This is a genomic window from Alteromonas sp. WD8-37 (assembly GCF_055326825.1).
Map to the genome: position 1 here is coordinate 120,139 of NZ_JBUZOV010000005.1, position 26,778 is coordinate 146,916.

Below are 26,778 nucleotides of genomic sequence, written 5' to 3' on the forward strand. Positions count from 1 at the left end.
GGCGTTACCTACAGCTTAGGCGCCCAAAGTGTCGGCCAGCGCGGTCAGGTCAGGCACAGAATAGTCAGGCTGCAGGCCCAGCGGATACATCATCTTACCCGGGCGTTCGATAAACGCGGTGGTGAGCCCGGCGGCTTTGGCGCCGCTCACATCCCAGCCATGGGCTGCCACCATCATGCACTGGTGGGTGTCCTGATTCATGGTTTTTACTGCCCACTGGTACACCTCCGGAAACGGCTTGTATTGCTTCATGGTCGACACACTGAGCACGGTATCAAAATAGCTTTTCAGACCGGCATGACGTAGCTGTTTGTGCAGCGCGGCTTCGGCCGAATTAGAAAACGCCACCAATGTGAAACCAGCCTGCTTTAGCCGTTTAAGCGCCGCTTCAACCTCATCATGAGCCGGCAGCGAGGTCATGGCCGGGCCAATAATATCGGCGGCTTCATCCTGGCTTAGTTGGATCCCCTGGCTATGGGCCACCATCACCAGCGCGGCTGCGCCGATCTGGCCAAAATCATGATACTGCCCGGTGGCGCCATCCACCAGTGAATGGTGCAGCAGCTGAGCAAACCACACCGGCACCAGCTGCTCATTATCATTTAGCGCCGCGGCAATCGCCGGCTTGGCGGCGGACAAATCCAACAGGGTTTCGTTAACATCAAAAAACAATGTGGTCAGCGAGGCAGTGTTGGGCATAGGCGTAATCTCCTGGGTGGCAAGGTGACGTTACAGCTAAACCTAGGTGGTGTCACCCTGATGACAAAATTCACTTTATAAAAGATAAAACTAATGTATACTCGCCGCCCGAACTGCGTATCGTGCGCAAATCTGTACAAGTCCTGTACATTAGTACCTCAAGCACATCCAGACGGAGAATAGCATGTCACTTCATTCGCTTATGTTGCGAACTTTTAGCCCTGCGCGTTTATCAGCTCTCACTGTCGCGGTCTCTGCCGCACTGCTCCCGGCAACCAGCCAGGCTCAAACAACCGAACAGGCCACTCCTGAAGACGTTGAAAAGATCATGGTAACCGCACGTAAGCGTACCGAAAGTATCTATGAAACCCCGACAGCCGTGTCTTCTATCGGTGAAGGCCTGATTGACGACACCAATGTGACCAATCTGGATGATGTGGGCAAGTATGTTCCCAACCTGAATATCACTCGCTATGGTGCAGGTAACAGTGGTCATGCTTCGGTGTTTATTCGTGGTATTGGCTTGCAGGATCACATCATCACCACCGATCCGGGCGTGGGTGTGTACTTAGACGGTGTCTACCTGGGCCGCCAGATGGGCGCCAATATGTCGCTGCCAAACATTCAGCGGGTTGAAGTATTGCGTGGCCCGCAGGGCACCCTGTACGGGCGTAACACCTTAGGCGGTGCGGTCAATATTATCACCAAGGCGCCAGGAGCGCAGGATATTGCCACAGTCAATGCCAAAGCGGGTACCCGTGGTCGTCTGGCTACCGATATCTATGTGAACAAAGATGTCACTGATGCGTTTAGCCTGTCGGGCACCGCGTCTTTTAAACAGCGTGACGGCGTAGGTACCGCCATCAATCTGGAAAATCCAGAGCGCGAAATCGGTGAAGAAAATGAATACAGCGGTCGTCTGGCTGCCAAGTATGAGTTCAGCCGTGACTTTTCTGTTACGGTCGCTGCTGACTTTGTGGAAAACGAAGCCGGTCAGTCGCCTTATACCATCGAATTTATTCCCGGCGGCCCTACTGAATTTTCTATCGGCGACGGTGAATTTTACCTGCTGGAGCCTGGCCTGTTGCCGGAGAACCCGGATGATTTGGCCACCAATGTAGCCGGCATTGAGTCGACCTCTTATTCTGGTTGGGGCGCGGCGATGACCGCACTGTGGGCAGCCAACGCCAATCTTGATGTGAAGTTTATTGCCAGCACCCGCTCGTCTGAGTATACCGGCGGCCTGGATGATGATGCCACTGCGCTGAATCTGTCTGAATTCCCGGAAACCGGTGATGCAGACCAAACCACCCTGGAGCTGCAGGTTAACGGGACCTTCGACAAATTTGATTTTGTTTCCGGCCTGTATTATTTCACCGAAGAAGGCACCACGGCGTCTGGCCCCTGGACCTTCAGCCCGTTTAATGTGCCTAATGGCCGTTTGAACGACGGCACGCCGGTGAGCTCGGTATGTGGATTTTGTGGTGACTATGGTTACTTTGATATTAACCAGGAAACCAAAGCCTATGCCGCCTATGCCAACGTTTCGTACAGCCTGACCGATAAGCTGGATGTGGGTGGTGGTCTGCGTTATTCGCGTGATGAAAAAGACGCAAATGCCATGTTCCCATCATTTGCCGAGCGTGCTTTCCGCACTGCCGACTTTAGTGAAATGACCTGGGACGTTAACGCCGGCTATGCGCTGACCGACGACCTGAACATGTACCTGGCAGTTCAAAAAGGCTATCAGACTGGTGGCTTCCCGCCACGGCCATTTGGCGGCGCGGCGCAGTTTGTGTCGTTTGACGAAACCACTGCGCTTAACTACGAAGTGGGCTTTAAAGGCCGGATCGCCGAACGTGTCACCTTTATGTCAGCGTTCTTTGTTACCGATTACACCGACCTGGCGCTGCCGTTTTCCGACCCGCTGGCCGGTGGTGGCTTTGTTACCATCGTCGAAAACGCCGGTGAATCACGCTCGCAGGGTGTGGAGCTGGAGCTGACTGTGGATGTGACCGACAACTTTGTGGTGCGCTCATCGGTAGGTTATCTGGATGCTGAAATCACCCAACTGGATGACGGTGTGGTTGGCATTGGTGAGGGGGATGCGCCGGCACTGTCACCCGAGTGGACCATTATGGTGGCACCGACTTATTATCACGATCTGAGTGATGGCGGCCTGCTGACAGCCAGCGTGGACTTTTCATACCGCGCCGACATGCAGGGCCAGTCGGTGTTTAATCCTAATGAAACCATTGATTCACGTGAACTGGTTGGCTTTAATGTATCTTACGAGCCGGCAGCCGGTGACTGGTCGGTGAGCCTGTACGGCAAAAATGTGTTCAACGAAATCTATGACCAGGGCCGCCTGGCCCAGAATGGTTATGTAGGGATTGTTCGCAGTAACGACCGCAGCGAATTTGGTGTGCGCTTCAGCAAATCATTTGATTTGTACTAAGCCCGCACGAGTTTGATGTTAACAAAGGCACCTTCGGGTGCCTTTTTTGTTTTGGCTCTTATCGCAGGGATTCTTGGCTTTATCGTGAAACCGCCGGCTGCTCAGTAACTTCTGTCATACTGGTAGCACAAAAATAACAATATTCTCACAACAGGTTTTCGACTATGCGGTTTTTTGTTGCCATGCTACTGATGCTGGCGATGGGGGCCATGGCTGCGCCCCAACCAGCCACAGACACACCCAATAACGACACCCAGCAAAGTGATGAAGTGCCCCAGCAATCGGATGTTACACCGTTTGCGTCGGCGCAAAACAAGCAGATTTTTATTCCGTCTGCCAGCGGGCCGGTCACCATTAATGCCCGGCTGGACGAGCCGCAATGGCAACAGGCCAATACCTTTACCCTGGACTTTGTGACCCAACCGTTTAACAACACTGCTGCACCGGTCACCACCGAAGTTGCGGTGTTTGAAGACGGGGAGACCCTGTATGTCGCGTTTATTGCTTCTGATCCCAACCCCGGGGCCATCAGTGCGTTTTTTCGCGACCGCGACCAAATCTGGAGCAACGATTTGGTAGGGATCAAGCTGGATACCTTCAATAACGAGCGGCTGGCTTACCAGTTTTTTGTCAATCCGTTTGGCGTGCAGGCGGATGCCATCGAAAATGAGATGACTGGTGAGGAAACTGACAGCTGGAATGCTATCTGGGATTCTGCCGGTCAGATTACGGAAACCGGCTATGTGGTGGAAATCGCCATTCCGCTACGCGCCATGAATTTTGATGAGAGCAGCAAAAACAAAGTGTGGGGCGCCGAGTTTGTGCGTTTTTACCCGCGTGAGGATCGCCTGCGTTTGTCCAATCTGCCGTATGATCGCGACAACGCCTGTGTGTTATGCCAGATGGGCGAGGTGGCCGGTTTTGATGATGCCACCCAGGGCAATAACCTGGCGCTGGTGCCTACCCTGGTGCTGGGCCGCAGCGAGCAACGCGCACCGGTGCCCGGGGCGAACTGGCAGCATGATACCACCGCCGAGGCCGGGGTGGATGTGACCTGGGGGATCACCCCGCAGGTATCGCTGCAAGCCACTCTGAACCCGGATTTTTCCCAGGTAGAGGCAGATGTTGCCCAGGTCAGTATCAACAACACCTTTTCGCTGTATTTTGATGAGCGCCGGCCGTTCTTTGTGGAAAATGCCGGCTATTTTTCCACCAACCAGAATCTGGTGTACACCCGTAATATCAATGCACCGGATGTTGGCGCCAAGCTGACCGGTCAGGTCGGCCAGCACACTTTTGGCGTGTTTGCCGCTGACGATAATCTGGCCCGCTTCATTGTACCGGGTAACTTAGGCTCCAGCGTCGCCACGCTGGCCACCGATTCCAATAATGCAGCGCTGCGTTACCGCTATGATTACAACCAGGACTTTTCCATTGGCTGGGTGTCGACCCTGCGTCAGGCCGACAATTATCATAACTATGTGAGCGGGTTCGACATGAAATACCGGCTGACCGGCCAGGATACGCTGCGCGCGCAGTGGGTCTATTCTGATACCGAATATCCGACCGAGTTGTTTGAAGATTTTTGCCGCGATAGCTGCCAGGCCAGCGAGGACTTCAGCGAAACTGCCTTACGCACCAATCAGGATGAGAACTTTGGTGGTAGCGCCTGGCGCGTTAACTATCTGCACGAACAGGAAGACTGGTTTGTACGGGCGGATCATTTTGCCAATGATGCCGATTTTCGCGCGGATTTAGGTTTTGAAACCAAAGTGGATTTTCATAAGTCCATCGTTGGTGGTGGTTATATGTGGTGGAATGATAATAGCTGGTGGAACCGCATACGGGTCAATGGCGACTGGGACATTACCCACAATGATGCCGGTGAGCTGATTGAGCGCGAAGTGGAAATGTTTGCCAGTATCCGCGGTACTTACCAGTCTTTTTTCGAAATTGGCCGTACCCAGCGCGAACGCGTCGGCCTGCGCTTTGATCCGTCGGTGCTGACTATCGCCGGCAACACCGATCGCTTTGATGAGGTCACCCACCGGCTATATATGGAAGCCCGGCCGAATCCGTATGTCTACGTCAGCCAGTTTTTGGAAGTGGGCGACCAGATTGACTTTGCTAATAATCGTTTAGGTGAGCAGCTGTACAGCGAAACCGAGCTGGATATGAATCTGGGCCGCCACGCCCAAATTCGCCTGACCCATACCTTCAGTGATCTGGACGTAGCCGATCAGCCGCTGTTTACCGCGCGCTTAACCGATGTGCGCATGACCTACCAGTTTGATGCCCGCCAGTTTGTACGCCTGATCGTGGCCTATTCCAACGTGACCCGTAATCCGGGTAACTACAGCTTTGCCGTAGAAGCGCAAAACCGCAGTGTCAGCGGGCAGCTGTTGTATTCATATAAACTGAACCCGCTGACCAAGTTTTTTGTGGGCGTAGCCAGCGGTGCGGTCGAGCAGGGCCAGCTTACCGACCTGACCGAAACCAACAAATCCGTCTTCATGAAATTCAGCTACGCCTGGTTGCGCTAGCCGAGCCTTGTTCGGCGGCTGGTTTACCCGCCGCCATGCCCCTCTTTGAGCGCCCGCGCTGCTTTTATCTTTAGAAAAGTTATGGCTTTGTCCGCCGCAGGATGAACTTTTTTTCAGCACTTTGGCGTATGAAAGCACTACATACTTGCCCACCGCCTGCGGCCCCGGCGTGCCCGGAAATGCTGCCAGGTCACAAACTTAAGGATGGTGAACGCGTGAAATATCAATCATTTGCAAACGTAACCGTTAACGACAAAAGCTATAAATCAATCAGCTTTGACAAAATTAGCGAAAAACATGATTTATCCCGCCTGCCGTTTTGTATGAAAATCTTGCTGGAAAACTTAATTCGCCACGAAAATGAAGAGTTTGTCAGCAGCAAAGACATTGAAACCATTGCCAAATGGGATGTGAGCGACAGTAGCCAGCATGAGATTTCGTTTGTACCGGCGCGGGTGATTCTGCAGGATTTTACCGGGGTGCCGGCGATTGTGGATTTGGCGGCCATGCGCGATGCGGTTAATAAACTGGGCGGCGATGCCCAGTCCATTAACCCGTTAAACCCAGTGGAACTGGTCATCGACCACTCGGTAATGGTGGATTATTTTGGCTCAGAGGATTCGTATGAGAAAAATACCGATATTGAAATTGAACGTAATAAAGAGCGCTATCAGTTTTTAAAATGGGGCCAGTCGTCGTTTGATAATTTTAAAGTAGTACCGCCGGGTCGCGGCATTGTGCATCAGGTAAACCTGGAATATCTGGCACGCTGCGCTTTCACCAAAGAAGTGGATGGTGAAACCATGGTCTACCCGGACACCCTGGTAGGCACAGATTCGCATACCACTATGATCAACGGCTTAGGCATCTTAGGCTGGGGCGTAGGCGGCATCGAAGCCGAAGCCGCCATGCTGGGCCAGCCGGTGACCATGCTGGCACCACGCGTTGTGGGCTTTCGCTTGTCTGGCGAGCTCAACCCGGGCGTGACCGCCACCGATATGGTGCTGACCATCACCGAACAGCTGCGTAAACATGGCGTGGTGGGTAAATTTGTCGAATTTTATGGCCCAGGCTTAAAACACCTGACCACCGCAGACCGTGCCACCATTTCCAATATGGCACCTGAATACGGCGCTACCTGCGGAATTTTCCCCATCGATGATGTGGCGCTGCAGTATCTGAAACTCACCGGTCGTGACCAGGCGCAGATCGATCTGGTAGAGCAGTATGCCAAGAGTGCGTCTTTGTGGCACGACGACACCACCAAAGATGCCGAATACCACGAAACGCTCGAGCTGGATTTGAGCGAAGTGGTACCGTCGCTGGCCGGACCCAAACGGCCGCAGGACCGGATCCCGCTGGATCAGGCTGCCAGTGCATTTAAAGAATGGCACAGCAAGCAGATTGACGTCAAAGTGGTGGAAGAAGACGCCAAATTTGTCTCGGAAGGCGGTGATATGTCCGAGGTGGATGAAAACCACGATTCGTATGTAGAATTTCATGGTGAAAAATTCAATCTGCGCGATGGCGCGATTGTAATTGCCGCTATCACCAGCTGTACTAATACCTCCAACCCCTCGGTGCTCATCGGTGCCGGGCTGGTGGCCAAAAAAGCCGTGGAGCTGGGGCTGGTCAGCAAACCCTGGGTAAAAACTTCACTGGCGCCAGGTTCACAGGTAGTGACCCAGTATTTAGAAGATGCCGGCTTGATGGATCCGCTACGCGAGCTGGGCTTTAACCTGGTGGGCTATGGCTGTACTACCTGTATTGGTAACTCCGGGCCGTTGCCGGATGAAATTCAGCGCGCGGTAAATGACGCCAAACTGACGGTGACCTCGGTATTATCCGGTAACCGCAACTTTGAAGGACGGATCCACCCGGATGTGGCAGCCAATTATCTGGCCTCACCGCCGCTAGTGGTGGCCTATGCGCTGGCCGGTAATATGAATATTGATATTACCACCGAGCCTCTGGGCAAAGATAACAACGGCAAGCCGGTGTATTTGAAAGACATTTGGCCGGAAAAAAGTGAGATAGAAGCACTGGTGCAAAAATTTGTAACCGGTGAGCTATTTAAACAAAAATATGCTGATGTGTTTAAAGGCAATGATATCTGGAACTCGCTGGATGTATCGACCACTTCGGTGTACGAATGGCCAGAATCGACTTATATCAAACAGCCGCCGTTTTTCTTTGAAATGGGTGAGGAACCGGCGGCGTTGTCAGCGATTGAAGATGCCCGCTGCCTGGTCAAGGTCGGCGATTCCATCACCACCGACCATATTTCACCGGCTGGGGCGATTGACCCGGACAGCCCGGCAGGCCAGTATCTGCAGGAGCAGGGCGTAGAGCCTAAACACTTTAACTCCTACGGTTCGCGGCGCGGCAACCATGAAGTGATGATGCGCGGAACCTTTGCCAATGTGCGGCTGAAAAACCAGCTGGCTCCGGGGACTACCGGCAGTGCCACCACCCACTACCCCAGCGGTGAAGAGATGTCGATCTTTGCTGCTGCGATGAAATACCGCGACGATAAAGTGCCGGCGATTGTGGTGGGCGGTAAAGAATACGGTACGGGTTCTAGCCGCGACTGGGCTGCCAAAGGTCCGGCTTTACTGGGTATCAAAGCGGTGATTGCCGAAAGCTACGAGCGTATTCACCGTTCTAACCTGATTGGCATGGGCATCTTGCCGCTGCAGTTCAAAGAGGGTGAAAGTGCTGACTCAGTAGGGATCCGCGGTGATGAAACCTTCTCTATCCAGTCAGTATCGCGGGATACCAAAGAGGTGAAGGTAGTGATGATGCGCGATTCGGGCGAAACGACCGAGTTTTTTGCCGATGTGCGTATTGATACTGCCAACGAATTTACCTATTTCGAGCATGGCGGCATCCTGCATTATGTGATCCGCGAATACCTGAAAAAAGGCTAAGCCTGGCTTCAGTTAAAAAAAGCTCCTGCGGGAGCTTTTTTTGTGCCTAGTTTGATCATAAATAACGGCGGCGTTCGGCCAGAATGCCAATCAGTAAAAATGCGCTGACAAAGACCAGCCCTTGCAGATAGCCGGGAAAAAACTTTACCAGGTGCAGCAAAAAAGGCGCTCCGTACAGGGTCAGGGCCCCATAGCCAAAGGCGCACAACAGCACAAATAAACTGACCCGCAGTAAAAAATGGCAGGGCCGCAGCAGTTGTTTGACTGCCTGATTGATAACATCGCCATACACCACCAAAATGGTGGCGACCAGCATCAGACTCATTTGCGAAAAATAGGGTGCCAACCCGCGGGTCAGGGCAGCCAACAGCTCTATCATGGGCAGGACTCCTCTACACGTGCCAGATAGCAAAATCCCGCCAGTGTAATCACCTGGCGGGCCTTCGTCAGCTTTTATTCGCTGCCAGCAACTGGCTTAATGCCTGATACCCTTGCTGGATGGTGGCTAGCTTATCCTGAGTCTGATCGCGCTCCACAAAAGGATAGCGCAAGCCAGCCTGGTGGGCTTTAGTCAGAGTGCGGGCAAAATCGATGGTACCGCTGCCCACATCGGCAAAGGCTCCTTCTTTGTCCATATCTTTAACATGGAATAAGGCGAAACGGCCAGGGTAGCGGTCAAAATAGGCCAGCGGATCCTGACCGGCTTTGGCCATCCAGTACAAATCCATTTCAAAGGTCACAGTGTCGGGGTTGGTGTTGTTTAGCAGCACATCAAACGGTAGCTCGCCGCTGGTGCGTAAAAACTCAAAATCATGATTGTGATAGCCCAGGGTGAGCCCGGCTTGCTGACAGGCCTCACCCCAGTGATTCATCTTGTCGGCCAGGCGTTTGTACACATCAATGTTATCGCCGCGCTGGGCATCGGTTAGATAGGGGATCACCACATACTGATGGCCGATGGTGCCGGCGGTATCAATCACCTGCTGCACACTGTCTTCAAAAGCGGTTAACGGCATGTGCGCGGCAGGGGCGCTTAAGCCATAGTCGTCCAGATAGCGGCGAATCTGTTGTGGTGAATGAGAATAATAGCCGGCAAATTCCACCTGCGTGTAGCCGACGCCCGCCACCAGTTGCAAGGTGCCCGGCACACTCACCGCCATCCAGTCGCGTAAGGTGTATAACTGCAGGCCTGGCTGAAGCGCAGTGGACTGGCTGGCCAGCGCTGGCCATGGCAGGGCACTACAGGCAGCCAGCGTGGCACTGGCTTGTAAAAAACGGCGGCGGTTCAGCGGTAACGACATATCATTCTCCTGAGTCAGCAGTAATCGGGGCCGGGCCGGTACTGGCCCGCACAATAAGCTCGTAAGGCACAGTCACTTTGGGAGCCTGGGTGATCTTGCCCTCCAGCACATCCAGCAACAGTGCCACTGCGGTCTGACCAAATTGTTCCGCCGGCTGGGCAATGGTGGTCAGCGGCGGATCGCAATATGCTGCAAAAGCAATATCGTCAAAACCGGCCACCGAGATATCTTGCGGGATCCGTAACCCAGCCTGTTTGACCGCCTGCAGGGCGCCCATGGCGGTTTCATCATTTTCGCAAAATAGCGCGGTGGGGCGGTTGGCCTGTTGTAGCAAACGCTGGGCCGCCTGATACCCGGCTTTAAGGGTAAAGTCGCCATCCACCAGCAAACTGGCATCAAAGATTACGCCGGCGGTAGCCAGGGCATCCTGATAGCCGGCCAGACGCTGCTGGGTCAATGGGCTGGCGGTAGGGCCCTGAATCACCCCGATACGGGTATGGCCAAGGTGCAATAAATGTTCTGTCATACTGCGCGCTGCGGCCCGGTTATCCAGGCTGACCGTCGGGTAGTGCTCACTGGGCAACACTTCACACGCATTGACCATGGGCAGCAGGCCACTTGTGGGCCTGGCAGGCGTATTGACCTGCGCCTGGGGGGGGGCGAAGGGATTATGCGCGCGCAATTGGATCAGGCCATCAGCCTGGGCAGTCTGAACCATCTTGGCATAATCTTCCTCCAGCCGCGGATTGCCCTGGGTGTTGCCCAGTAACAAGGTATAGCCGCGGGCCTTGGCGGCTTCCTGCAGGCCATCAATCACCCGGGCAAAAAACACATTGGCCACCGTGGGCACCAGCACTACCAGAGTGTGGGTTTTGCCCGAGCGAAACTTCACAGCCATCAGATTGGGTTTATATCCGGTGCTGCTCACCGCTTCCATCACGCGATGGCGGGTTTTGGGCGACACTCGCTGGGGTTGCTGTAGTGCACGCGACACTGTGGCCACCGACACACCGGCCAGCTCGGCAACTTCTCTGATTGTGGCCATGATAATCACACCCTCATAGCGGCCGCAGCGGCCAAATTTTTTTGCTTGATCCTGCAGGTGAACCTGACGGCTACAGGCTGATTTACGTAATCCCCGCAACGGGCAGGAGACGTGTTGAAAAAATGTAACCGTTAACATTTTAGTCAAAACTGGCGTTGGGTCAATCCAAAAAATCGTTGTTATCAGCCAGATAGCAGGCTTTTACGGCTTTATTTGTTATCTAAGCTTTAACAAGGTGTTGCGAATTTGTGCGTTTTTCCGCCTGTTTTTGGTTGACACAAATTTATGTAAACCGTTACATTTCTATCTAGCTTACAATTAAATAACAAATTTGCAGGAGGCGGAATGGCCCGGCAGCCCAAAATACGACTTGGAATGATTGGTGGTGGAGAAGGTGCATTTATCGGCGCGGTACATCGCCATGCCGCCGCTTTAGATGGCCATTATGAGCTGGTATGCGGCGCGTTTTCCCGCGATGCTGACAACAACCAACGCACTGGTGACAGTCTCGATTTACCCGCCCAGCGTGTCTATGCCAGCTGGCAAACCATGTTGGATACCGAAGCAAGCCTGCCGGCGGATGAACGCATGCAGGTAGTAAGTATTGTCACGCCGAATCATCTGCATGTGCCGATTTCTCTAGCCGCTGCCAAGGCGGGGTTTCATGTGTTTTGTGAAAAGCCGGCCGCGGTGTCGTTTGATGAGGTTAAGACCCTCCAGCAAAGCCTGCACCAGGCACCGGTCTTGTACGGTCTGGCGCATACCTACCTGGGGTACCCTATGGTGTGGCAAGCCCGGCATATGGTGCAGCAGGGCTGGTTAGGCACCATCCGAAAAGTGTATGTGGAGTATCCGCAAGGCTGGCTGTCCGATGCCCTGGAAGGTCACAACAAACAAGCATCGTGGCGCACCGATCCGGCATTGTCCGGGGCCAGTGGCTGCATGGGTGATATCGGCACCCACGCCTTCGGGCTGGCCGAGTTTGTGCTTGATGACCGCATCACCCAGATCTGTGGTGAATTAAATACCCATGTGGAAGGACGCCGGTTGGATGATGACGGCGCAGCATTGCTGAAAACCCAGAAAGGTGCCAGCGGTGTGCTGATTGCCAGCCAGGTCTGTGCCGGAGAAGAAAACCCGTTAAAAATTAAGGTCTATGGCGATAAAGGCGGGCTGGAGTGGCAGCAAATGTCACCCAACTCGGTGATTTACCGGCCGGTAGATGCGCCCTACCAGGTGTTGCGAGCTGGTGCCGGACAGCCGGGGCTGTGCCAGGAAACCCTTGACCAGTTACGGATCCCCGCCGGTCATCCGGAAGGCTATTTAGAGGCCATGGCCAATTTATACAGCGCATTTGCGCAGGCGGTACGGGCCGGCGAGCAAGGTACTGCAGCCCGGGTGCCCGGGCTGGATGCCGGCATTCGTGGCATGGCCTTTATCCAGGCGATGTTAGACAGCAATGCCAGCGACACCAAATGGCATGCGATTCCCACCACACAAACCGCATAAGGAGCATTGATCATGGCAGCAATTCAAGGCCCGGCGATATTTGTCGCCCAGTTTGCCGGCGACGACGCCCCGTTTAACTCCCTGGCAGGGCTGGCCGAATGGGCTGGCTCGCTGGGCTACAAAGGCATTCAGGTACCGTGTGAGCCGCATTTGTTTGATTTGGAACAGGCCGCTGACAGCCAGGCGTATTGTGATGACGCCATGGCCACCTGCGCCAAATTTGGCGTCCAGATCACCGAATTGTCCACCCATCTACAGGGTCAGCTGGTGGCGGTACACCCAGCCTATGATGAGCAGTTTGATAATTTTGCTCCGGCTCACTTACATGGTAATCCGGCAGCGCGTACCGAGTGGGCGATCAGCCAGCTAAAACTGGCGGCCAAAGCCAGTCAGCGCTTGGGCTTAACTGCCCATGCCACGTTTTCCGGCGCCTTGATGTGGCATCTGGCCTATCCCTGGCCACAGCGTCCGGCCGGGTTGGTAGAGCAGGGCTTTGCTGAGCTGGCGCGGCGCTGGAAGCCTATCCTGGATGCCTTTGATGAGGCCGGCGTGGATGTGTGTTACGAAATTCATCCGGGTGAAGACCTGCATGATGGTGCCTCCTTTGAGCAGTTTTTAGCCCAGGTGGACAATCATCCGCGCGCCAATATTTTGTACGACCCCAGTCATTTTGTGCTACAGCAGCTGGATTACCTGGATTTTATCGATCGTTATCATGACCGCATCAAGATATTTCATGTCAAAGATGCCGAATTTTTACCTAATGGCCGCTCCGGCGTGTACGGCGGCTATCAGGACTGGGTCGACCGGCCCGGCCGCTTCCGCTCGCTAGGCGATGGCCAGGTGGATTTCAAAGGCATCTTTAGCAAGCTTACTCAGTATGGGTATACCGGCTGGGCGGTGCTGGAATGGGAATGCTGCCTAAAAGATGCTGCGCAGGGCGCTGCAGAAGGCGCGCCTTTTATTGCCCGGCATATTATTGAGCCGGCTACCACGAGCTTTGATGACTTTGCCGGCGGCGATGTTAGCGAAAGCCGCAACCGGCGCATTCTGGGTCTGCAACCCTAAGCATCAATAGCGGCTCTGTACCCTACACCAGGCCGCAGTGAGGACCACATGAATACGATTCCTGCACGCTTAAGCATCATGATGTTTTTGCAGTTTTTTATCTGGGGCGGCTGGTTTGTCACCTTAGGCACTTATTTGGCCAATTCGCTAACCGCCAGTGGCAGCCAAATTGCCATGGCGTTTTCCACCCAAAGCTGGGGCGCCATCATTGCGCCGCTGATTATCGGCCTGATTGCGGATAAATTCTTTAATGCAGAGCGCATTCTAGGCGTACTGCACCTGATTGGCGCGGCGCTGATGTACATGCTCTACCAGGCCGCCGATTTTGCCTCGTTCTATCCGCTGGTGCTGGCCTACATGATTGCCTATATGCCGACGCTGGCGCTGGTTAATTCGGTGTCATTTAATCAGATGCAAAACCCTTCCAAAGAATTTGGCAAGATCCGGGTATGGGGCACCATCGGCTGGATTGTGGCCGGGCTGGTGATCAGCTATGTGTTTTCCTGGGATGCCAAACAAGCCATCGCCGATGGTCTGCTGCGCAATACCTTCTTACTGTGCGCCATTGCCTCAGCGGTGTTAGGGCTGTTCTGCTTTACCTTGCCAGCCACGCCGCCCAAAGGCAAAGGACAGGCGACCGGGCTGGGCCAGGCACTGGGCACCGATGCCCTGGGCATGCTGAAAAACAAAAACTTTTTAGTGTTTTTTGTCGCCTCCATTTTGATTTGCATCCCGCTGGCGTTTTATTACCAAAATGCCAACCCGTTTTTAACCGAAATCGGCGTGGCCAATGCCACCGGTAAGATGACCCTGGGCCAGGTGTCTGAAGTGTTATTTATGCTGGCTCTGCCGGTGTTCTTAAACCGCTTTGGGATTAAGAAAACCTTGATCATCGGCATGCTGGCCTGGGTCGTGCGCTATGTACTGTTTGCCTACGGCAATGCCGGTGAAGGGATGTGGCTACTGTTAATGGGCATTGCCCTGCATGGCCTGTGTTACGACTTCTTTTTTGTCTCTGGCCAGATTTATACCGATACCAAAGCCAGCCCGCAGCATAAAAGTGCCGCGCAGGGTCTTATCACCCTGGCCACCTACGGCGTGGGTATGCTGATCGGATTTTGGGTAGCCGGCCAGATCACGGATACCTATGCCACCACCACTGGCCATGAGTGGCAGCAGGTGTGGCTGGTCCCGGCCGGATTTGCAGCGGTGGTACTGGTGTTGTTTGTGGTGTTTTTCAAACGCGAACACACCGATGCCAGTGCGCCCGATCGCTCTGCAGCACAAGCCTAATCAGGCGGGCTCTCAGCAACAGCCCGTCGACCAAGAACAGGATCAATCCAACGTACCGCGTTGATGAGGATAAAACATGGCAAATAATCACTATGACGCAATTGTGGTCGGCTCGGGCATCAGTGGTGGCTGGGCAGCCAAGGAGCTGACCGAAAAAGGCTTGAAGGTGCTCATGCTCGAACGCGGGCGCAATATTGAACACATCAAAGATTATAAAAATGCCCACAAAGAAGCCTGGGATTATCCCCATCGCGATCTGGCCACCCAGCAGATGAAAGAAGATCATCCGGTGCTGTCACGGGATTATCCGCTTAACGAGTCGACCTACGGCATGTGGGCCAGCCAGCAGGAAGCGCCCTATGTGGAAAAAAAGCCCTTCACCTGGTTTCGTGGCTATCACGTGGGGGGCCGTTCTTTGTTGTGGGGGCGCCAGAGCTATCGGTTGAACCGGGCAGACTTTGAGGCCAATGCTAAAGAAGGGATCGCTGTGGACTGGCCCATCCGCTATGACGATGTGGCGCCCTGGTACGATTATGTGGAAAAGTATGCGGGTATCAGCGGCAGCCGTGATGGCCTGGATGTGCTGCCCGATGGCCAGTACATGCCACCCTTTGAATTAAATGTGGTGGAAAAGGATGTGGCGGCACGCTTACAAAAAGCCTTCAAAGGCACCCGTCATTTAATTCATGGGCGCGCGGCCAATGCCTCTTTGGCTCAGCCCGAGCAGGGCCGGGCTGGCTGTCAGGCGCGCAGTAAATGCTGGCTGGGATGCCCGTTTGGCGGTTACTTCAGTACCCAGTCGTCGACCCTGCCAGCCGCGATGAAAACCGGTAATCTGACCCTTCGACCCTTCTCTGTGGTATCGCGCTTGCTGTACAACAAAGATAAACAGCGGGTTAACGGGGTGGAGGTGATTGATGCGCAAAACAATCAAACCTACGAATACACCGCCAAAATTGTGTTTGTGAATGCCTCGGCGCTCAACAGTGCCTGGTTGTTGATGAATTCTGCCACCGATGTGTGGGAAGGCGGCTTAGGCAGCAGCAGCGGCGAGTTGGGCCACAATGTGATGGACCACCATTTTCGGGTTGGCGCCTACGGCGACGCCGAAGGTTACGATGACAAATATTATTATGGCCGGCGGCCATCCGGCTTTTATGTTCCGCGGTTTCGCAATTGGGGCGGCGATAACCGTGATTATGTGCGTGGCTTTGGTTATCAGGGCTCTGCCTCGCGGGATGGCTGGCGTAAAGATGTGGCTGAGCTGGGCATCGGTGCTCAGCTTAAAGATGTTGTCAGCGAGCCGGGTGGCTGGACCATTGGCATGAATGCCTTTGGCGAAATGCTACCGCATCACAGCAACCGGATTTATCTGAATAAAGACAAGACCGACCCCTGGGGCCTGCCGGTGTTGGAGATGGATGTGGAGCTTAAAGAAAACGAGCTACGCATGCGTAAGGATATGCAACAGGATGCGGTCGACATGTTTGAAGCCGCTGGCATCAAACATGTGCGTGGATTTGAGGCAGACTATCAGCCGGGCATGGGAATTCATGAAATGGGTACTGCCCGCATGGGCCGTGATCCGAAAACTTCGGTGCTCAACCAGCATAACCAGGTTTGGGATGCGCCCAATGTGTTTGTCACCGACGGTGCCTGTATGACCTCCGGCTCATGCGTCAATCCTTCGTTGACCTATATGGCACTGACCGCCCGGGCCGCCGATTTTGCTGTGCAAGAACTCAAAAAAGGGAACCTGTAGCCATGAACCGCCGTGAATTACTCAAACTGATTAGCGCGGCCACCGGGGTCGCATTTATCGGCCCTACTGCGCTGGCCTATGAAGCCCGCCCGCCAGTGACGCTGGAGCAGACCGGCTTTACCCAGCAAGAGGTGGATTTTTTAAACGAAGTGGCCGAAGTGATTATCCCCAAAACGGACACCCCCGGGGCTAAGCAGGCCAATGTGGGCCAGATCATGGCACTGCTGGTGGCCGACTGTTACCCCAGTGTGCTGCAAAAAACGTTTCGCAAGGGCATGGAGGCACTGGATGAGGCCGCCACCCGGCAGTTTTCGCGGCCTTTTTTATTGCTCGAACCTGCTCAGCGCACCGAGCTGTTGACTCAACTGGATGAGGAAGCGCGCCAGCACAATCGCCAGCAGGGTATCTGGGCGGTGGAAAGCCGGTTGCCCAATAGCCGGCGCGAAGATTCCACACAACCGGTGCCGCATTATTTTTCGTTGTTCAAACAGTTGACCCTGTTTGGCTTTTTCACCTCCAAAGAAGGGGGCACCCAGGTATTACGCTATGTGCCGGTGCCGGGAAAATACGATGGCAATATCGAATACAAAAAAGGCCAGAAGGCCTGGGCAACCTAACAATTTGACTGCAGGAGAGCATTTGTAATGACCAAGACACGCAACAATCTTGTGACCCTGGCCCTGGCTGCGGGCGCACTTAGCTGGGCGGGGGCCGCGCTGGCTCAGTCACAGGATGAACAAGCCAAAAAAACGGAAGTGTGGGAGCCGGTACCGCCTAAAGTCAATGCGCCGGCCGACGGTGTACCCTCTGATGCCATCGTGCTGTTTGACGGCCAGGGCTTATCCGCCTGGGAATCGGTCAACGGCGGCCCGGCCAAATGGCAGGTAGAGGACGGGGTATTAACCGTTACTCCCGGTACCGGTGATATCAAAACCAAACAAGCATTTTGTGATGTGCAGCTGCATGTAGAGTGGCGTGCGCCACAGCCAGAAGCTGATATGGAAGGCCAGCAGCGCAATAACAGCGGGGTGTTTTTACAGCAGCGCTATGAAATCCAGGTGCTCGATTCGCATGAGAGTCAAACCTATGCCAATGGCCAGGCTGCCAGCATTTACAAACAAAGTATTCCGCTGGTCAATGCCACCCGCCCGCCAGGTGAATGGCAAAGCTATGACATCATTTTCAGCGCGCCACGCTTTGATGGTCACACCCTGACCCGGCCGGGCTATGTCACTGTGCTGCACAATGGGGTGGTGGTGCAAAATCATGTGAAGATTGAAGGTACCACCGAATATATTGGTGCGCCCTCCTACACCGCACACGGCTGTGCGCCAATTCAGCTGCAAGATCACTCCAACGAGGTCAGCTTTAAAAATATCTGGGTTCGCGAGCTCGATACCCCGTCCTAATACCTGTCTCCCTAAAAGCTTACGGCCAGCGCAGTGATGCCTGGCCGTTTTTTATTGCCACAGGATTTTAATTATCCGATAAGGCAGCCCCGTTAGCGCAAATACACCGGTCAATGCTTCTGGCACTGACCAGGATCTGCTAGGCTGTCGGCCTTTTTTTGCGCAAGGACTAACAACAAGCTATGACAGGTGAAATTGCCGCGTTGAGTGTGGCGTTATGCTGGGCCATTGCGGCTCGGATGTTTCGGCAGTTAGGCAGTGCTTTTTCGCCACTGGCGCTGAATTTGTGGAAAGGGCTGGTGGCCATCGTGCTGTTGCTGCTTATCACGCAACTGATGCTGCCGGCGGTGGCGTTACCGGCCAGTGCTTATGGTTGGCTGCTGCTTAGCGGCGTGGTGGGCATTGGTATTGGTGATACCTGTTTTTTTCAGGCCCTCAATCGCATCGGCGATACCCAGTCGGTCCTCATCACCGAAACCCTGGCGCCCATCTTTACCGCGCTGCTGGCCATGGCCTGGATTGCCGAATGGCTGACCTGGCAGCAATGGCTGGGCATTGCTGTGGTGTTGTTTAGCGTGGATATGGTGGTAAAAGTAAAGCGGCGTACCGAGCTGCATCTGTTCGCGCCCTCCGGCTATTTGTTTGCCGCCGCTGCCGCCGTGTGCCAGGCGGTGGGGGCGGTCATCAGTCGTGATATTCTGACCCGCTATGACATCGATGCCTTTAATGCCAGCCTGATCCGCCTGATTGGCGGGCTGGTGATCATTGTACTGCTGATGTTGATGCTTAAATCGCGCTGGCTACCCCAGACTACCCGGCCCGGGCCCATGTGGCGCATGTTTGCCATGGCCACCTTGCTGGGTACTGCTGCCGCGCTGTATCTGCAGATGGTGGCGTTTGCCAATGCCAAAGCCGCGATTGTGCAAACCCTGATCGCCACCAGTGCGGTGATGTCGCTGGCGGTGGCCTGGGTGCTGGGCGAGCGCACCAACCGGGCGACCCTGGTGTGGTCATGCGCGGCGCTGGTCGGGGTTGCTGTGCTGATGGCGGCCGGTGGCGTCAGTAGCCACGGCTAGGCTGATTATTGCTTGTGCAGGTGGGCGCAAATCTGTATACTTCGCGCCCTTACAGCTAAACCAACCTAGTTCCTTGCCTCTTTCAGCTGGCTGTACTGACGAGGCTACAACCGTAAGGAGCAATAATGCGTCATTACGAAATCGTTTTTATGGTTCACCCTGATCAGAGTGAACAAGTACCAGGTATGATCGAGCGTTATACCACTATCCTGAAGCAAGACGACGGTCAAATTCATCGTCTGGAAGACTGGGGCCGCCGTCAACTGGCTTACCCAATCGAGAAGCTGCACAAAGCACACTATGTTCTGATCAACGCCGAAGCGACTGCTGAAGCTGTTGAAGAGCTGGAAAATGCGTTCCGCTTCAATGATATTGTCCTGCGTAATCTGGTTATGCGCACTAAAAACGCTGTGACCGAGCCTTCTCCTATGATGAAAGAAGAGCCGCGTCGTGAGCGTCGTGACGATTCTGCACCTCGTACAGAGCGTACTGAGCGTACAGAAAAGAAAGCTGAAACCACTGAAGATAAAGCGTAAGGAGTATAATCATGGCTCGTTTTTTCAGACGTCGTAAGTTCTGCCGTTTTTCTGCAGAAGGTGTGACTGAAATCGATTATAAAGATATCGCTACGCTGAAGAACTACATCACCGAAAGCGGTAAAATCGTTCCTAGCCGGATCACAGGTACAAGCGCAAAATATCAGCGTCAGCTGTCTTCTGCGATCAAGCGTGCACGTTTTCTTGCACTGCTTCCGTACACTGATTCACACAAGTAAACTGGCGACATAAGGGGTAGCTAAGATGGAAATCATCCTACTGGATAAAATCGCCAACCTTGGTGGTCTGGGCGACAAAGTAAGCGTTAAGTCTGGTTTTGCACGTAACTTTCTTTTCCCTCAGGGTAAAGCAGTTCCTGCAACTAAAGATAACGTTGAAAAATTTGAAGCACGTCGTGCGGAGCTGGAAGCAAAAATTGCTGAACAGCTGTCTGCTGCACAAGCTCGCGCTGAAAAGCTGGAAGCACTGGAAGAAGTAACTATCGCCGCCCCAGCGGGTGACGAAGGTAAACTGTTCGGTTCTATCGGTACACGTGATATTGCTGACGCCATCACCGCTGCTGGTGTTGAAGTTGCTAAATCAGAAGTACGCCTGCCTACAGGTACACTGCGTGAAACTGGCGAGTACGACATCGACGTACAACTGCACTCTGATGTAGAAGCAACGGTTAAAGTTGTAATCATCAAAGAAGCGTAAGCTTCGCAGTTGCCTAAAAAGCCGCCCCGGGTAACCGGGGCGGCTTTTTTGTTGCCTGTATTTATTGTTTCCGGTATTAAGAGGGAGACTGCCGCGCCGCATTACGTGCGCACTTTTCCCGCCACTCATCATCCAATACCGCCAACTCACTGTACAGCGCGGCGGTAGCACCCAGTTCAGGGCGGGTCACCGCCTGCATCAGCTGCGCCACCGACACGCTTTGGCGCGAGCGCTCCTGTAACGTGACGGCATCACCGGTATATAACGCACCCGGCTTCAGCACCCGGTAGTACCAGCCGGTTTTGCCGTGCTGCCCAACCCAGCGATCCAGATTTTTGATACCAAACCGCTGCGATATTTTGTTGCACGGGGCCCGTGGAGCGGAGACCTGTACCACCACCTGGCCTAGTTGATAAATATCGCCGATATACACATTGTCATCGTGCATGCCAGCCACCAGTAAATTTTCGCCAATCATGCCGGCATGAAAATAGCCTTGCGGAAACGCCGCCTGCAATGCCCGGTAGCCTTCAAAGCTGTACTGATGGAGCACTTTTTCCGGGCCGCCATGCAGTTTTTTATTGCCCTGTTCGTCCTGGCCGGTGCCATCAACGCCCACGCTTAAAGTGGCTACCGGCTGCTTGATGATGCTGCTGGGTGCGCCGCGCGCGCCAAAGGGCTGCGGCCGGGCCGCATACAACGCGTAAATGTTCATAATATATCCTTATGCCAGTCTTGGGCTTATTATGGCTGATAGTCACTAGAAAAAAAATTTTCTGTGCACTAAACCTTTGGCCTTTTGGCAGCGACATACCTGCCAATCACACAGCACATGGACCTGGAGACCCGCTGCCCATGACACCTGCACAGGCGACAACGCCACTGGCTGGCAACCCGGCCCCGCCCGGTTCACATGAGTCCGGCTCCGGCCAGGCACAAACAGACCATGAACAAGCCGGGCAGAACGAGATGGTGCGCCGCGCCCAGACGGGCGATCTGGCGGCCTATCAGGCGCTGTACCAGCAGCATCACCGGCGGGTGTATGCCCTGTGCTTTCGCTTAACTGCGGATCGTGGGCTGGCCGAGGATGCCACCCAGGAAGTGTTTATTCAGTTATGGCAAAAGCTGGCCAACTTTAACGGCCAAAGTTTGTTTAGCACCTGGCTGCACAGTGTCACCGCGAATGTCACCATCAGCCTGATGCGCCGGCAAAAAGGCTGGGTGGCGCGGATGCTGAATTTAGAAGATAGCAGCGCGCAGCATCAGGATGCGCCGGGCTGCCCGTCGCAGGTTGATTTGGAAGGTCTGGTTTTACGCTTGCCGGAGCGCGCCCGACTGGTGTTTGTACTGCATGCCATCGAAGGCTACCGGCATGAAGAGATTGCTCGCATGCTAAACATGGCCGCAGGGTCCAGCAAAGCGCACTTTCACCGCGCCCGACAGCTACTGACACAATGGATGGAGCAACAGCCATGACCACCTCAAAATACAGTTTAGAGCAGCAACTGGCTGAGTTACCTAAAGAAATGAGCCCGGGGCGGGATCTGTGGCCGGGCATTGCCGGTGCGCTGGCTCAGCCCACCGCGAAGCGTCGCTCGCATGCCCCGGTCTGGCTGGCGGCTGCCGCCTGTGCGCTGGTGGCAATCGTTTCCACCAGTTTGTGGCGCGGGCCGGCTAATCCGGCGCTTGCCCCGGAAGCACAGCTTAGTGCGCTTACCGCCATCAGCCGCCAGCATGAACAACAAAAGCAGGCGCTGCTGGTCACCCTGGCGGACAGCCGGGCAGTAACAACCAACTGGCACGGTCAGCTAACCGAATTGGAACAGGCAGCAGAAGCGATTCAGCAAGCCTTACGGCAAGACCCGGACAACCCGGTGCTGCTACGCATGCTTCACGATGTGTACCAGCAACAATTTTTATTGATTGAGCGCGTTCATGCGCCCAAATGGCAGCAAATTTAGGAGAACCTGTATGCGACCATTCACACGTGTTATTACTCGGCTGCTGACCACCAGCCTGGCGCTGGGCGGACTGCTGGTTGCCGGCCTTACGCAGGCGCAGCAACAATATGACCAGACCTTGGAAACCGGTACCGAACCCACTGTGACCATCGAGCACGTCAATGGCCGGGCGGTAGTCAAAACCTGGGACAAAGATGCGGTTCGAATCGTCGGCACCTTGTCTGAAATGACCGAAAAAGTGGAATTTGAAAAGCGTGGCACCGGCGTGATGTTTGAAGTGGATACCCGGCGCTATGAAAAAGACTGGCGCGATTTCAACACCAGCGAAGGCGACGATCTGACCATCTGGGTGCCGGCCGACAGCAAACTGGATTATTCGGCGGTCAATGCTGATTTAGAGGTGCACGACATTACCAACAGCACTGTGGTGGATTTGGTTAATGGCGATATTCAGGCGCGCCAGTTGTCCGGCCGGGTCCGACTCGAAACAGTCAACGGCGACATCACCCTGCATGATGTGCAGGGTGAACTGGTGGCCGAATCGGTCAACGGCGATATCAGTGGTAATCACAGTGCCGGTGATGAAGCGCGCATCATTACCGTAAATGGCGATATTGATGTCACCACCGCCAGCCCGCAAGTGCGTCTGGAGTCCGTGAATGGCAGCATGGCGTTTCGCACCGGGCGGCTGACCGAACTGGACATCGTCACAGTTAACGGCAATGTCAAAGGCCAGGTGGAACTGGCCGACAATGGGGATTTAAATGCCACCTCGGTGGGCGGGACGCTGGATCTGCAGTTTCAGTCAGAGGTGTCGGCCCGCTTTGACTTACAGGCTCATGCTGGCGGCCGCATTGACAATCAGCTGACCGATCAGCAGGCCAGTAAAGCCAAATACGGCCCCAACCAGTGGCTGGAATTTTCTACCGGCCAGGCCAGCGCGCGGGCGGAATTATCCACAGTGCATGGCAAAATTGTGCTACGCCGCGACTAAACCCGTCCTAGCGTATCACCTCCACATCATCAGCGGCCGCAAACCGGCCGCTACACAGGCTGTCCGGGCCCTGATGACAGGCCCGGTACAGCAAACTGTCACACTGGGCCAGTACTGCCGCCACCGGCGCCTTACTGCGCACTTCCAACAGTCCGCAACAAAAGCTAAGCTCACCTTTGGCGCCCACCTCATCCAGGCTGCGATGTCCCAGCAAGGTTTTCAGCTGCAGAATCTTTTGCCGAGCGTCTTCTAACTCAGAGTGGGGTAGCATCAACACAAATTCATCGCCGCCATAGCGGGCAAATAAATCGGAGCGGCGAAACTGGTATTTAGTTTGCCGGGCAAATAACCGGATCAGCGCGTCTCCGGTGCTGCTACCATAATGATTGACCAGCTGGGCAAAATTATCGATCTCCAGCAGCGCCACACACAAGGGTTGGGCATGCGTATTCAACCGATGCAGTTGTTGGTTGATTTGCTCCAGGGCAAACCAGCGATTGGGCAGGCCGGTCAGGCTGTCGAGCTGATTGAGCTGTTCAATTTCCCGCTTACGTCGAATGGCGCGCCATAACAAAATGCCAGCCACTGCGGCCAGCACACTGCTAAACAGCGCCACCAGCGTCATCTTTTCTTCGCGACTTTGATGCAACCGGGCTTTCATCTGCATCACCGCCAGTTGGCGGCTATCCAATTCCTGGGCAAGCTGAGCAAACTGCTCAGGACTGAATAATTCGGTTTGCTCCTGTTGATGCAACTCGTGCAATCGCTCATACCAGCGAGCCGCAGCATCCAAGTCGCCTTCCAGGTGCGCAATGCGGGCTTCGGCCAAGGCATCATCCTTGGCCACTCGGGTGCCCTGGTCGGCTTCCAGCCGGTGTTTGCGTGATGCTTCATAGTGGCTACGGGCCTTGTTCGGGTCGTTTAACTTGATGTGCACCGAGGCCAGCATCAAGTGGGTGAGGGCGCGGGCGCCAGGCGGATAAAACTCATGGGTATGCTGAAAATCCAGCGCATCGGTAGCATAGGCTAAGGCCAGCTCAAACTGGCCGGCTTCGCGGTGAGCAAAGGCGGCCAGATTGAGCGCATGCAACGTAAATTGCTTGAGTTGCGTTCGATTACCCAGCGCCTCAAGTTCACTAAGTAGCGGCCATGTGGCCTCGAAGTCGCCTTTTTTTACTGCTGCTTTAACCATACACGACAGCGACTGAAACTGAACCTGGGGGTCCTCGGGCAAATACGCACGGGCTTTTTCACAATACTCGATGGCGTCGGTATAGTTACCCAGCAGATGCATTGAGACCGCCATGTCATGATAGGCCACCAACAGCGCATAATCATACAGCACTTCCACTTTATCGATGTGAATGGCCTGATCCAGCATCGCCTGGATCTCAATCACTGCGCTTATATGATAGGAATTGTTTTGATACACCGCGATAAGCGCCGACGCAGCCCAACGCATGATCCGCGGCCAGTTTTTTTGTTCGGCCAGTTGCTTGATGTCTTTCAACTGCGCAATTTTTTGCGCTTCGGGCAGGGGGCCCTGCCAGACCTCAAACACCTCGCGCTCATAATATATCGTCGGGTACGCTTGTTGCAGCTGCGCTAGTTGCTGGGCATCTAGCGTGTAGGCTTTACGTTGAGGCTCACTATTAATCAGCACCGTATTGTAAAAATACTGACCCAACACCGTACTGACATCAAATCGATGCGCCTGGAGTGCCTCCAGCCGATGTTCAAAAGGCTGTTGCAACAGACGGCGGCGCTCCTGCTCGTAGTCCTCGACCAGGCCGGCCTGGGCGGTACCGCAGAATAACAATAGGGCGGTAAGGCGGGGGAAAATGTGAAAAAATGCGCTCATCAGGGATTAGTCTGGCCTATCGACGCTGCCGACTATACCGGCCCATAGCGGCAGGATAAAGCCTTGGAAAGGAAATTCTGCGGGCAACCAGCAGTTTGCCCTCGCCGGCACAGACTTAAATTTATTCTGTCGACGAAATAACGCATAATAGGCGCTTTTGGCACCGATTGGTATTATGGCAGTGAAAGTAGTCTCCTCAGGTAAAGATCAAAATATCGAAAAGCTGAAAGTGCCGCCGCACAGCATCGAGGCTGAACAGTCTGTGTTGGGCAGTATGCTGATTGATCCGGATAGCTGGGATAAGGTAGCCGAAGTGGTCACTGAGGGCGATTTTTATAACCGCTCGCACCAGATTATCTTTCGCGCCATTGTCCGGTTGTTGGGCCGCAACGAACCGGTGGATATTATTACTGTGTCCGAAGATCTTGAGCAGCGCGATGAGCTCGAAGATGCCGGTGGCTTTGCCTATCTGGGTGAACTGGCCAAAAACACGCCCAGCTCGGCCAATGTGGTGTCTTATGCCAAAATCATTTCGGAGCGCGCAGTCACCCGCGAGTTGATTGGCGTCGCCCATGATATCGCCGAACTTGGTTATAACCCCGAGGGACGCGAGAGTGCCGATATTCTGGATTTTGCCGAAAGCAAAGTGTTTGAGATTGCCGAAAAGCGCACCGGAGATTCGGAAGGCCCACAAGGGGTTGACGCGGTGCTGGGCAAGACCATCGACCGGCTTGAAGCCCTTATCAAATCCAACAAAGAAGTGACCGGGGTGACCACCGGCTTTACCGATCTGGATAAAAAAACCAGTGGCCTGCAGCCATCAGATCTGATTATTGTGGCAGCGCGTCCGTCAATGGGTAAAACCACATTTGCCATGAACCTGTGCGAAAATGCCATGATTGCCGAGGAAAAGCCGGTGCTGGTGTTCAGCTTAGAGATGCCCTCAGAACAAATCATGATGCGGATGCTGGCCTCATTAAGCCGGGTTGATCAGACCAAAATCCGGACCGCTCAGCTGGATGATGAAGACTGGGCGCGGATCTCCAACACCATGGCCATGCTCAAAGATAAAAATAATCTGTTTGTGGATGACTCGTCTGGCCTGACCCCGATGGATGTGCGCAGCCGTGCGCGAAAACTGGCCCGTGAGCATGGTGGCATTTCGATGATTATGGTGGATTATCTGCAGTTAATGCGGGTGCCGTCACTCAGTGATAACCGAACCCTGGAGATTGCCGAAATCTCGCGCTCACTCAAAGCGCTGGCCAAAGAGTTGGAGGTGCCGGTGGTGGCGCTGTCCCAGCTTAACCGTAGCCTGGAGCAACGGGCTGACAAGCGGCCGGTCAACTCAGACTTGCGGGAATCCGGCTCTATCGAGCAGGATGCTGACTTAATCATGTTTATCTACCGTGATGAGGTGTATCACGAAAACAGTGAAGAAAAAGGGGTGGCTGAAATCATAATCGGTAAGCAGCGGAACGGCCCCATCGGCACCAGCCGCCTGACCTTCCAGGGCCAGTTCTCACGCTTTGACAATTATGTCGGGCCCGCCATCGGGGATGATTACTAGCCCTTTTTTTGTATAAAGTACATGATGGCGTGTGTCCTTTTCAAAG

23 protein-coding genes are annotated in these 26,778 nt (G+C 54.4%); 17 read left to right on the plus strand and 6 right to left on the minus strand.

Annotated elements, in window-relative coordinates; all coding sequences use genetic code 11:
- Positions 1–15: 15 nt before the first annotated feature.
- Complete coding sequence (locus ACTUJZ_RS12610; RefSeq protein WP_463636682.1) at positions 16–699, minus strand: haloacid dehalogenase type II; 684 nt, start codon at positions 697–699, stop codon at positions 16–18.
- 184 nt (positions 700–883) lie between these two features.
- Here ACTUJZ_RS12610 and ACTUJZ_RS12615 point away from each other — a divergent pair, with 184 nt between their 5' ends.
- The 3 genes from ACTUJZ_RS12615 to acnA all read left to right on the plus strand — a co-directional run bounded on the left by ACTUJZ_RS12615 (position 884) and on the right by acnA (position 8,630).
- A complete protein-coding gene (locus ACTUJZ_RS12615; RefSeq protein WP_463636683.1) occupies positions 884–3,157 on the plus strand; it encodes a TonB-dependent receptor in 2,274 nt (757 codons plus the stop codon).
- Positions 3,158–3,321: 164 nt separating this feature from the next.
- Positions 3,322–5,700 (plus strand): carbohydrate binding family 9 domain-containing protein, encoded by a 2,379-nt coding sequence (locus ACTUJZ_RS12620; RefSeq protein WP_463636684.1) that lies wholly within the window; start codon positions 3,322–3,324, stop codon positions 5,698–5,700.
- Between the two features lie 215 nt (positions 5,701–5,915).
- Positions 5,916–8,630 (plus strand): aconitate hydratase AcnA, encoded by a 2,715-nt coding sequence (gene acnA / locus ACTUJZ_RS12625; RefSeq protein WP_463636685.1) that lies wholly within the window; start codon positions 5,916–5,918, stop codon positions 8,628–8,630.
- Positions 8,631–8,685: 55 nt separating this feature from the next.
- Here acnA and ACTUJZ_RS12630 read toward each other — a convergent pair whose 3' ends face one another.
- From ACTUJZ_RS12630 to ACTUJZ_RS12640, 3 genes are all read right to left on the minus strand, one after another.
- A complete protein-coding gene (locus ACTUJZ_RS12630) occupies positions 8,686–9,009 on the minus strand; it encodes a DUF3392 family protein (protein WP_463636686.1) in 324 nt (107 codons plus the stop codon).
- 67 nt (positions 9,010–9,076) lie between these two features.
- Entirely contained in the window at positions 9,077–9,931 is an 855-nt protein-coding gene (locus tag ACTUJZ_RS12635; protein ID WP_463636687.1) for a TIM barrel protein, read from the minus strand.
- A gap of 1 nt (position 9,932) precedes the next feature.
- Positions 9,933–10,976, minus strand: coding sequence for a LacI family DNA-binding transcriptional regulator (locus tag ACTUJZ_RS12640; protein ID WP_463636688.1), 1,044 nt, complete (start codon positions 10,974–10,976; stop codon positions 9,933–9,935).
- 345 nt (positions 10,977–11,321) lie between these two features.
- Between ACTUJZ_RS12640 and ACTUJZ_RS12645 the strand changes: the two genes are divergently transcribed.
- From ACTUJZ_RS12645 to rplI, 10 genes are all read left to right on the plus strand, one after another.
- Positions 11,322–12,485 carry a Gfo/Idh/MocA family protein gene (locus ACTUJZ_RS12645; RefSeq protein WP_463636689.1) on the plus strand — a complete coding sequence of 388 codons (1,164 nt, stop codon included), beginning with the start codon at positions 11,322–11,324 and terminating at the stop codon, positions 12,483–12,485.
- A gap of 12 nt (positions 12,486–12,497) precedes the next feature.
- A complete protein-coding gene (locus tag ACTUJZ_RS12650) occupies positions 12,498–13,553 on the plus strand; it encodes a sugar phosphate isomerase/epimerase family protein (RefSeq protein WP_463636690.1) in 1,056 nt (351 codons plus the stop codon).
- 48 nt (positions 13,554–13,601) lie between these two features.
- Positions 13,602–14,846, plus strand: a complete 1,245-nt coding sequence (locus tag ACTUJZ_RS12655; protein WP_463636691.1) for a nucleoside permease — start codon at positions 13,602–13,604, stop codon at positions 14,844–14,846.
- 76 nt (positions 14,847–14,922) lie between these two features.
- On the plus strand, positions 14,923–16,608 hold the full coding sequence (locus tag ACTUJZ_RS12660) for a GMC oxidoreductase (RefSeq protein ID WP_463636692.1): 1,686 nt from the start codon (positions 14,923–14,925) through the stop codon (positions 16,606–16,608).
- A 2-nt stretch (positions 16,609–16,610) separates the two neighbouring features.
- Entirely contained in the window at positions 16,611–17,225 is a 615-nt protein-coding gene (locus tag ACTUJZ_RS12665) for a gluconate 2-dehydrogenase subunit 3 family protein (protein ID WP_463636693.1), read from the plus strand.
- Positions 17,226–17,252: 27 nt separating this feature from the next.
- Positions 17,253–18,017 (plus strand): 3-keto-disaccharide hydrolase, encoded by a 765-nt coding sequence (locus ACTUJZ_RS12670; protein ID WP_463636694.1) that lies wholly within the window; start codon positions 17,253–17,255, stop codon positions 18,015–18,017.
- Positions 18,018–18,199: 182 nt separating this feature from the next.
- A complete protein-coding gene (locus ACTUJZ_RS12675) occupies positions 18,200–19,093 on the plus strand; it encodes a solute carrier family 35 transporter (RefSeq protein WP_463636695.1) in 894 nt (297 codons plus the stop codon).
- A 125-nt stretch (positions 19,094–19,218) separates the two neighbouring features.
- Positions 19,219–19,629 (plus strand): 30S ribosomal protein S6, encoded by a 411-nt coding sequence (gene rpsF / locus ACTUJZ_RS12680; protein ID WP_463636696.1) that lies wholly within the window; start codon positions 19,219–19,221, stop codon positions 19,627–19,629.
- An 11-nt stretch (positions 19,630–19,640) separates the two neighbouring features.
- A complete protein-coding gene (gene rpsR, locus ACTUJZ_RS12685; protein ID WP_073316739.1) occupies positions 19,641–19,868 on the plus strand; it encodes a 30S ribosomal protein S18 in 228 nt (75 codons plus the stop codon).
- 25 nt (positions 19,869–19,893) lie between these two features.
- Positions 19,894–20,346, plus strand: a complete 453-nt coding sequence (rplI, locus tag ACTUJZ_RS12690) for a 50S ribosomal protein L9 (RefSeq protein ID WP_463636697.1) — start codon at positions 19,894–19,896, stop codon at positions 20,344–20,346.
- Positions 20,347–20,422: 76 nt separating this feature from the next.
- On the opposite strand, the gene ACTUJZ_RS12695 is transcribed toward rplI, so the two are convergent.
- Complete coding sequence (locus ACTUJZ_RS12695) at positions 20,423–21,061, minus strand: MOSC domain-containing protein (RefSeq protein ID WP_463636698.1); 639 nt, start codon at positions 21,059–21,061, stop codon at positions 20,423–20,425.
- 254 nt (positions 21,062–21,315) lie between these two features.
- On the opposite strand from ACTUJZ_RS12695, the gene ACTUJZ_RS12700 reads away from it, so the two are divergent.
- Genes ACTUJZ_RS12700 through ACTUJZ_RS12710 form a run of 3 tightly spaced genes read left to right on the plus strand, consistent with a single transcriptional unit; the run spans position 21,316 to position 23,301 of the window.
- Positions 21,316–21,822 (plus strand): RNA polymerase sigma factor, encoded by a 507-nt coding sequence (locus tag ACTUJZ_RS12700; RefSeq protein ID WP_463636765.1) that lies wholly within the window; start codon positions 21,316–21,318, stop codon positions 21,820–21,822.
- Positions 21,819–22,307, plus strand: a complete 489-nt coding sequence (locus tag ACTUJZ_RS12705; RefSeq protein WP_463636699.1) for a tetratricopeptide repeat protein — start codon at positions 21,819–21,821, stop codon at positions 22,305–22,307. The genes ACTUJZ_RS12700 and ACTUJZ_RS12705 overlap by 4 nt, the downstream gene beginning before the upstream one ends.
- Before the next feature lie 10 nt (positions 22,308–22,317).
- Positions 22,318–23,301, plus strand: coding sequence for a DUF4097 family beta strand repeat-containing protein (locus ACTUJZ_RS12710; RefSeq protein ID WP_463636700.1), 984 nt, complete (start codon positions 22,318–22,320; stop codon positions 23,299–23,301).
- Positions 23,302–23,308: 7 nt separating this feature from the next.
- Here ACTUJZ_RS12710 and ACTUJZ_RS12715 read toward each other — a convergent pair whose 3' ends face one another.
- Entirely contained in the window at positions 23,309–25,162 is a 1,854-nt protein-coding gene (locus ACTUJZ_RS12715) for a tetratricopeptide repeat-containing diguanylate cyclase (protein WP_463636701.1), read from the minus strand.
- 175 nt (positions 25,163–25,337) lie between these two features.
- Between ACTUJZ_RS12715 and dnaB the strand changes: the two genes are divergently transcribed.
- Positions 25,338–26,732: a replicative DNA helicase gene (dnaB, locus tag ACTUJZ_RS12720; RefSeq protein WP_463636702.1), complete on the plus strand. Its 1,395-nt coding sequence runs from the start codon at positions 25,338–25,340 to the stop codon at positions 26,730–26,732.
- Positions 26,733–26,778: the final 46 nt, after the last annotated feature.